Annotated in this window: 6 protein-coding genes and 1 pseudogene; 4 read left to right on the plus strand and 3 right to left on the minus strand. The window is 59.0% G+C overall.

Translation table 11 applies throughout. The features are described from left to right. A pseudogene (locus Q0341_RS12360) lies at nt 1–232 on the minus strand (acetyl-CoA C-acetyltransferase); the annotation flags it as partial. A 22-nt stretch (nt 233–254) separates the two neighbouring features. Beyond that, nucleotides 255–1,973: a class I poly(R)-hydroxyalkanoic acid synthase gene (gene phaC / locus Q0341_RS12365; RefSeq protein WP_299513783.1), complete on the minus strand. Its 1,719-nt coding sequence runs from the start codon at nt 1,971–1,973 to the stop codon at nt 255–257. Between the two features lie 92 nt (nt 1,974–2,065). Here phaC and Q0341_RS12370 point away from each other — a divergent pair, with 92 nt between their 5' ends. Further along, complete coding sequence (locus Q0341_RS12370; RefSeq protein WP_299513786.1) at nt 2,066–2,386, plus strand: hypothetical protein; 321 nt, start codon at nt 2,066–2,068, stop codon at nt 2,384–2,386. Here Q0341_RS12370 and pgeF read toward each other — a convergent pair. Then, entirely contained in the window at nt 2,294–3,016 is a 723-nt protein-coding gene (gene pgeF, locus Q0341_RS12375; RefSeq protein WP_299513789.1) for a peptidoglycan editing factor PgeF, read from the minus strand. The genes Q0341_RS12370 and pgeF overlap by 93 nt on opposite strands. 123 nt (nt 3,017–3,139) lie before the next feature. Between pgeF and aat the strand changes: the two genes are divergently transcribed. From aat to Q0341_RS12390, 3 genes are all read left to right on the plus strand, one after another. Next, a complete protein-coding gene (gene aat / locus Q0341_RS12380) occupies nt 3,140–3,919 on the plus strand; it encodes a leucyl/phenylalanyl-tRNA--protein transferase (RefSeq protein WP_299513791.1) in 780 nt (259 codons plus the stop codon). After that, nucleotides 3,916–4,653 carry an arginyltransferase gene (locus Q0341_RS12385; RefSeq protein WP_299513795.1) on the plus strand — a complete coding sequence of 246 codons (738 nt, stop codon included), beginning with the start codon at nt 3,916–3,918 and terminating at the stop codon, nt 4,651–4,653. The genes aat and Q0341_RS12385 overlap by 4 nt, the downstream gene beginning before the upstream one ends. Nucleotides 4,654–4,719: 66 nt before the next feature. Further along, nucleotides 4,720–5,496 (plus strand): IclR family transcriptional regulator, encoded by a 777-nt coding sequence (locus Q0341_RS12390; protein ID WP_299513798.1) that lies wholly within the window; start codon nt 4,720–4,722, stop codon nt 5,494–5,496. Nucleotides 5,497–5,520: the final 24 nt, after the last annotated feature.

Here is a 5,520-nt window from a genome sequence, read left to right on the forward strand (position 1 = left end):
CCTTGGCCACACCGGCTTTCATCATGGCTTGGCGGGCAGGGTTTTGGCCCACGCCTGCGGCCAGCACCTGGCCCATGATGACTTCACCGATGGCATCAGCGGGCAAGCCACTGCGCTCGAGCAAGGCCTTGATGACGATGCTGCCCAACTCGGTGGCGGGCGTCTTGGCGAGCGAACCCCCAAACTTGCCCACGGCGGTGCGAGCGGCTGAAACGATGACGATGTCTTCCATTTTTCTCTCCAATAAAAATCAATCAGGCTTTGGCTTTGACGTAACGGCCTGGGGCCGCTTCGATGGCTTTGAATTTGGTGGCTTTGCCGTAGGTCTTTGGCGCGGCAATTTGCTTGCCTGCATGGCCTTTGAGCCAGTCCGACCAGTCGGTCCACCAGCTGCCCGGCACTTCATTGGCTTTCCCGATCCAGTCATTCACATCGGCCGGAAACTTCGTGCCTTCGCTCAGCCAGTGGCTGCGCTTTTTGGCTGCAGGCGGGTTGATCACGCCCGCAATGTGACCGGATGCGCCCATCACAAAGCGCTTTTTGCCTGGCAGCACTTGCGTGCTGGCATAAGCCCCGCCGATGGGCACGATGTGGTCTTCGCGCGAGCCATAGATGTAGACGGGCATGTCGACCTTGCCCAGGTCAATGGACTCCCCACACACGGTGACCTTGCCAGGTTGGACCAGGTTGTTTTCCAAGTAAGTGTTACGCAGGTACCAGGCGTAAAACGGGCCAGGCAAATTGGTCGAGTCGCTGTTCCAGTACAACAAGTCAAACGGCGGCGGTGTCTCGCCCTTGAGGTAGTTGCCCACCACGTAGTTCCAAACCAAGTCGTTCGGACGCAAAAAGCTGAAGGTGGACGCGAGGTCTTGGCCTTTGAGCAAACCGCCTTGGCCCATTTGCTGCTCACGGAATTTGACGAAATTTTCGTCAATGAACACGTCCAGAATGCCGGTGTCGGTGAAGTTGATCAGCGTGGTCAGGAAGGTGGCACTGGCCACGGGCTTTTCGCCACGCGCAGCCAGCACGGCCAGCGCGGTGGACAAGATGGTGCCGCCCACGCAAAAGCCCAGCGCGTTGATCTTGGGTGCGCCGGTGATGGCTTGCACCGTATGGATGGCCTCAATGGCCGCATGCTCGATGTAATCGTCCCAGCTCTTGTGCGCCATAGACTCATCGGGGTTGCGCCAGCTCACCACAAAGGTGCGGTGGCCTTGGCTGACCGCATAGCGAATCAACGAATTTTCAGGCTGCAGGTCGAGGATGTAAAACTTGTTGATGCAAGGCGGCACCAACAAAAACGGTTTTTCATAGACCTTGGCCGTGAGCGGCTTGTATTCGATCAGCTGGAAAAATTCGTTTTCAAAGACCACTGCGCCTTCGGTGGTGGCCACGTTCTTGCCCACTTCAAACAGACTCTCGTCGGTCATTGAGACATGGCCTTGCTGCATGTCGTGCACCAGGTTTTGCACGCCTTTGGCGATGCTCTCGCCCTGGGTATCGATGGCTTTCTTTTGTGCCTCGGCATTGAAGGCCAAAAAATTGCTGGGCGCTGCAGCCGCCACCCATTGCTCGATGGCAAAGCGGATGCGGGTGCGGGTTTTCTCATCGGCATCGACCGCGTCGGCCAGGCCCATCAGGGTGCGGGCATTGAGCAAATAGGTTGCAGCGTTGAAAGCGGCCATGGGGTTGGCGGCCCAGGCTTCGCCCGAGAAGCGCCGGTCTTTGACTTGCAAGCTGCTGTGCAAACCCTGATTCCACAATTCGGAGGCGTCTTTGAAATACTGGCTTTGCAGGGTCTGGAGCTTTTCAGGTGAGAATTTGAGCTGCGGCACAGCCGCATCCGCTGAAGACTTCAAGCCACCGAGATCGATGGTCTGAAAATGCTGCATCGCCTGACCCCAGCTTTTGCTGAGGTTTTCTTGGAAGCCCTGGCTCATTTGGGCCCAAAATTCTGGCGTGGATGCGCTCATGTGTTGTCTCCTGAATAAATCGTTTTTTTCGAATCCGGTAAACGCAGTATCTTTCAATTTGTTGTCACCTAAATTACAAGGCGCAAAAATTTATGTATTTGATCGTGATCGCTTGGCTCTATGTCACTTTGTTAATGGCCCTGGCTGAAGCCTTTAGTACCCAAGGCACCGTACTGGGCGCGGTCATCACGTTTGTGTTTTATGGGCTGCTGCCCATGGGCTTGGTGGTTTACCTGATGGGCACCCCGTTGCGGCGCAAGGCCATCCGCCAATCCGAAGAGCAAGCCCGGCAAGCGGCAGCTGCAGACACCCCGAGCGCCTCAGGGCTCCAACCAGATGCAAGCGGCCATGCGCCCACTTTGCCCGAGGCTGCGGCAGTCCCGGCGGTGGGAAAAGAAGACATCCGCCCTTGACACCGTGCACCAAGCCTCGGTGCTGTCGTTGCCAAAAATAGATGCCACACCCAGAGCTTGCAATCGCCGACGCGCCAAACCGGCCAAGTCCGCCTTGAATTTGCCGTTGGCAAAGGGCTCAAACAGCGCGCTCGACAGCTCGGGCCCGCTTTCAAAAGCGGCTTTGACTTCGGCCCCCACCTCGAACGCCTGCGGCCCGATGCACGGCCCCAGCCAAGCCAACGCATCGGACACATCGGCCCCCGCGTGCGACAAAAGGGACATCAAAACTTCCAGCACGCCCTGCCCCTGCTGACCCGCCAAGCCTCGCCAACCCGCATGCGCAGCCGCAACCCAACGCCCGGATCGGTCGCACAGCAGCACCGGCAAACAATCGGCCACCATGATGGTGCAGGCCACATCGCGGCTCGTTGTCCAACAGGCATCAGCGGGCAGGCCCTGTGGGGTAAAGCGGTCCAGGCGCAGCGTGTCGAAGCCATGCACTTGTTGGCAAAACACCGGCTGCCGGCCGATCACACTGGCCAGGTATTGACGGTTGGTTTGCACATGCGCCAGGTGGTCGCCAACGTGGTCGCCCAAGTTCATGCTGCGCCAAGGCCCTGCAGACACCCCCTCGTTACGGCTGGTCATGAGACTGCCAACACCTGGCGGTGCAGGCCAGTCAGGCTGTAGCCACGAAGGGGGAATGTTGTTCATCCTCAAAATCATACTGCCCGCCGCACCCGTGCCCCGGTTTTCATGTGTAATTGCCCCATGACAAGCGAAGCCGATCCGCCCGCCGACGCGCCCGAACTGCCCTGGATCGTGGCGGGTGAACCCTTGCCGCCCGCCTCGCACGCTTGGGGGCAAGGGTCGCCAGCCCCCGGCCTGCTGGCGGCCAGCAACGATCTGTCTGCCCAGCGCTTGGTGGCCGCTTATGGCGAGGGCATTTTCCCTTGGTTCAGCATGGGCCAACCCGTGCTGTGGTGGAGCCCCGACCCGCGCATGGTGCTCAAAACCAGCGCGTTCCGCTTTCACCGCTCCCTGCACAAAACCCTCAAACGCTGGCTTTTGACACCCGGCTTTGAATTGTGTTTCGACCGGGATTTTCACCAGGTCATCCGGCGCTGCGCCACCTCGCCACGCGACGGCCAAAAAGGCACCTGGATCGTGCCCCAAATGGTGACCGCCTACGATGAGCTGCACCGCTTGGGCCTGGCGCACAGCTGCGAGGTTTGGCTGCATGGCGAACAAGTGGCGGGCCTGTACTTTGTGGCTTTGGGTCATGCGGTGTTTGGTGAATCGATGTTCACCACCGTCACCGACGGCTCCAAAATGGCCTTGGCCTGCTTGGTCAGTGTTTGCCTGCGGCATGGCATCACCGCCATCGACTGTCAGCAAAACACCGGCCACTTGGCCTCGCTGGGGGCCCGGGAGATGCCGCGCAGTGACTTCGTGCAAGGCGTCCACCAAGCACGCACCCTTGCCCAAATTGACTGGGCGCAACACCACTTACACTGGCCAGCGTTGCTGTCATTGAAGACGCTCAAATGACTCACCTGAAAGACCTCCCACTGCAGGCCCTGCAGTTTTATGCCACTGCACCCTATGCGTGCAGCTACCTGCCCGAGCGATCTGCCCGCTCACAGGTGGCCACCCCCAGCCACCTGATCCACAACGAGGTGTACTCCGATCTGGTGGCCCAAGGCTTTCGCCGCAGTGGCCTGTTCACTTACCGCCCATACTGCGATGGCTGCCAAGCTTGCCAGCCCTTGCGCGTTCAGGTGGCCGCATTCAAGCCCGACCGCAGCCAGCGCCGGGCCTTGCAAGCCCATCGCCATTTGAGTGTGCGCGTGCTCGATTTGCATTTCGACCCGGCCCATTACGCACTGTATTTGCGCTACCAAAGCGCACGCCACTTGGGCGGTGGCATGGACCACGACAGCGTCGACCAGTACACCCAGTTTTTGCTGCAAAGCAGGGTGAATTCACGCATTGTGGAATTCCGGACCCCGCCAACCGAGGAGGGCCTGGGGACGCTCAAAATGGTCAGCATCGTGGACGTCCTCAACCACGGGCTGTCGGCGGTTTATACTTTTTACGAACCCGATGAGCACGCCAGTTACGGCACCTTTGGGGTGCTCTGGCAGATTCAACAGGCCGCTCAATTGGGACTGCCCTATGTCTACCTCGGCTACTGGATCGCAGGCAGCCCCAAGATGAATTACAAATCCAAATTCAAGCCTTGCGAGCTTCGGGTGCAGGGGGAATGGCAGGCATTTGAATGATCTGGTGCCGCCCGCCGAGGCCCCTCGGTTTCACAGTGTAAAATCATTTGGCATCTGCAGTACACGATGAAAAAAGATCCCGCCCTCACGTCCACGCCCACCATTCAGGTGATCGAACGCATGTTCACCCTGATCGATGTGCTGGCCTCGCGCGAAGAAGCGATATCGCTCAAAGAAATCAGCCAAAAAACAGGGCTGCACCCTTCAACAGCCCACCGCATTCTGAACGACCTGGCCACTGGCAGGTTTGTAGACCGTCCCGAAGCGGGCAGCTACCGTTTGGGCATGCGTTTGTTGGAGTTGGGCAACATGGTCAAGGGTCGACTGAATGTGCGCGATGCGGCGCTGGCCCCCATGCGTGATCTGCACAAACTGATTCAACAACCCGTGAACCTGAGCATGCGCCAGGGCGATGAAATCGTCTACATTGAGCGCGCTTACAGTGAACGCTCGGGCATGCAAGTGGTGCGCGCCATCGGCGGCAGAGCCCCCTTGCACCTGACCTCGGTGGGCAAGCTTTTTCTGGCCGCAGACGACCCGTTGCGGGTACGGTCCTACGCCAGCCGAACAGGTCTGGCGGGCCAAACCCGCAACAGCATCACGCAGCTGCAAGTTCTGGAAAGAGAACTTTCGCGGGTCAACCAATCGGGTTTTGCGCGTGACAACGAAGAGCTGGAATTGGGCGTGCGCTGCATTGCTGCAGGCATTTACGACGATCAGGGCAAACTGCTGGCCGGCCTGTCGATCTCTGCGCCAGCCGATCGCCTCGATGAGAGCTGGTTGCCCAAATTACAAGAGACAGCCAAAACGATTTCCAGCACGTTGGGCCACGAAACGCATTGAATCGTCCACCGATCCAAGACGGAT

Source organism: uncultured Limnohabitans sp., assembly GCF_937889215.1.
Lineage (GTDB): Bacteria > Pseudomonadota > Gammaproteobacteria > Burkholderiales > Burkholderiaceae_C > Limnohabitans_A.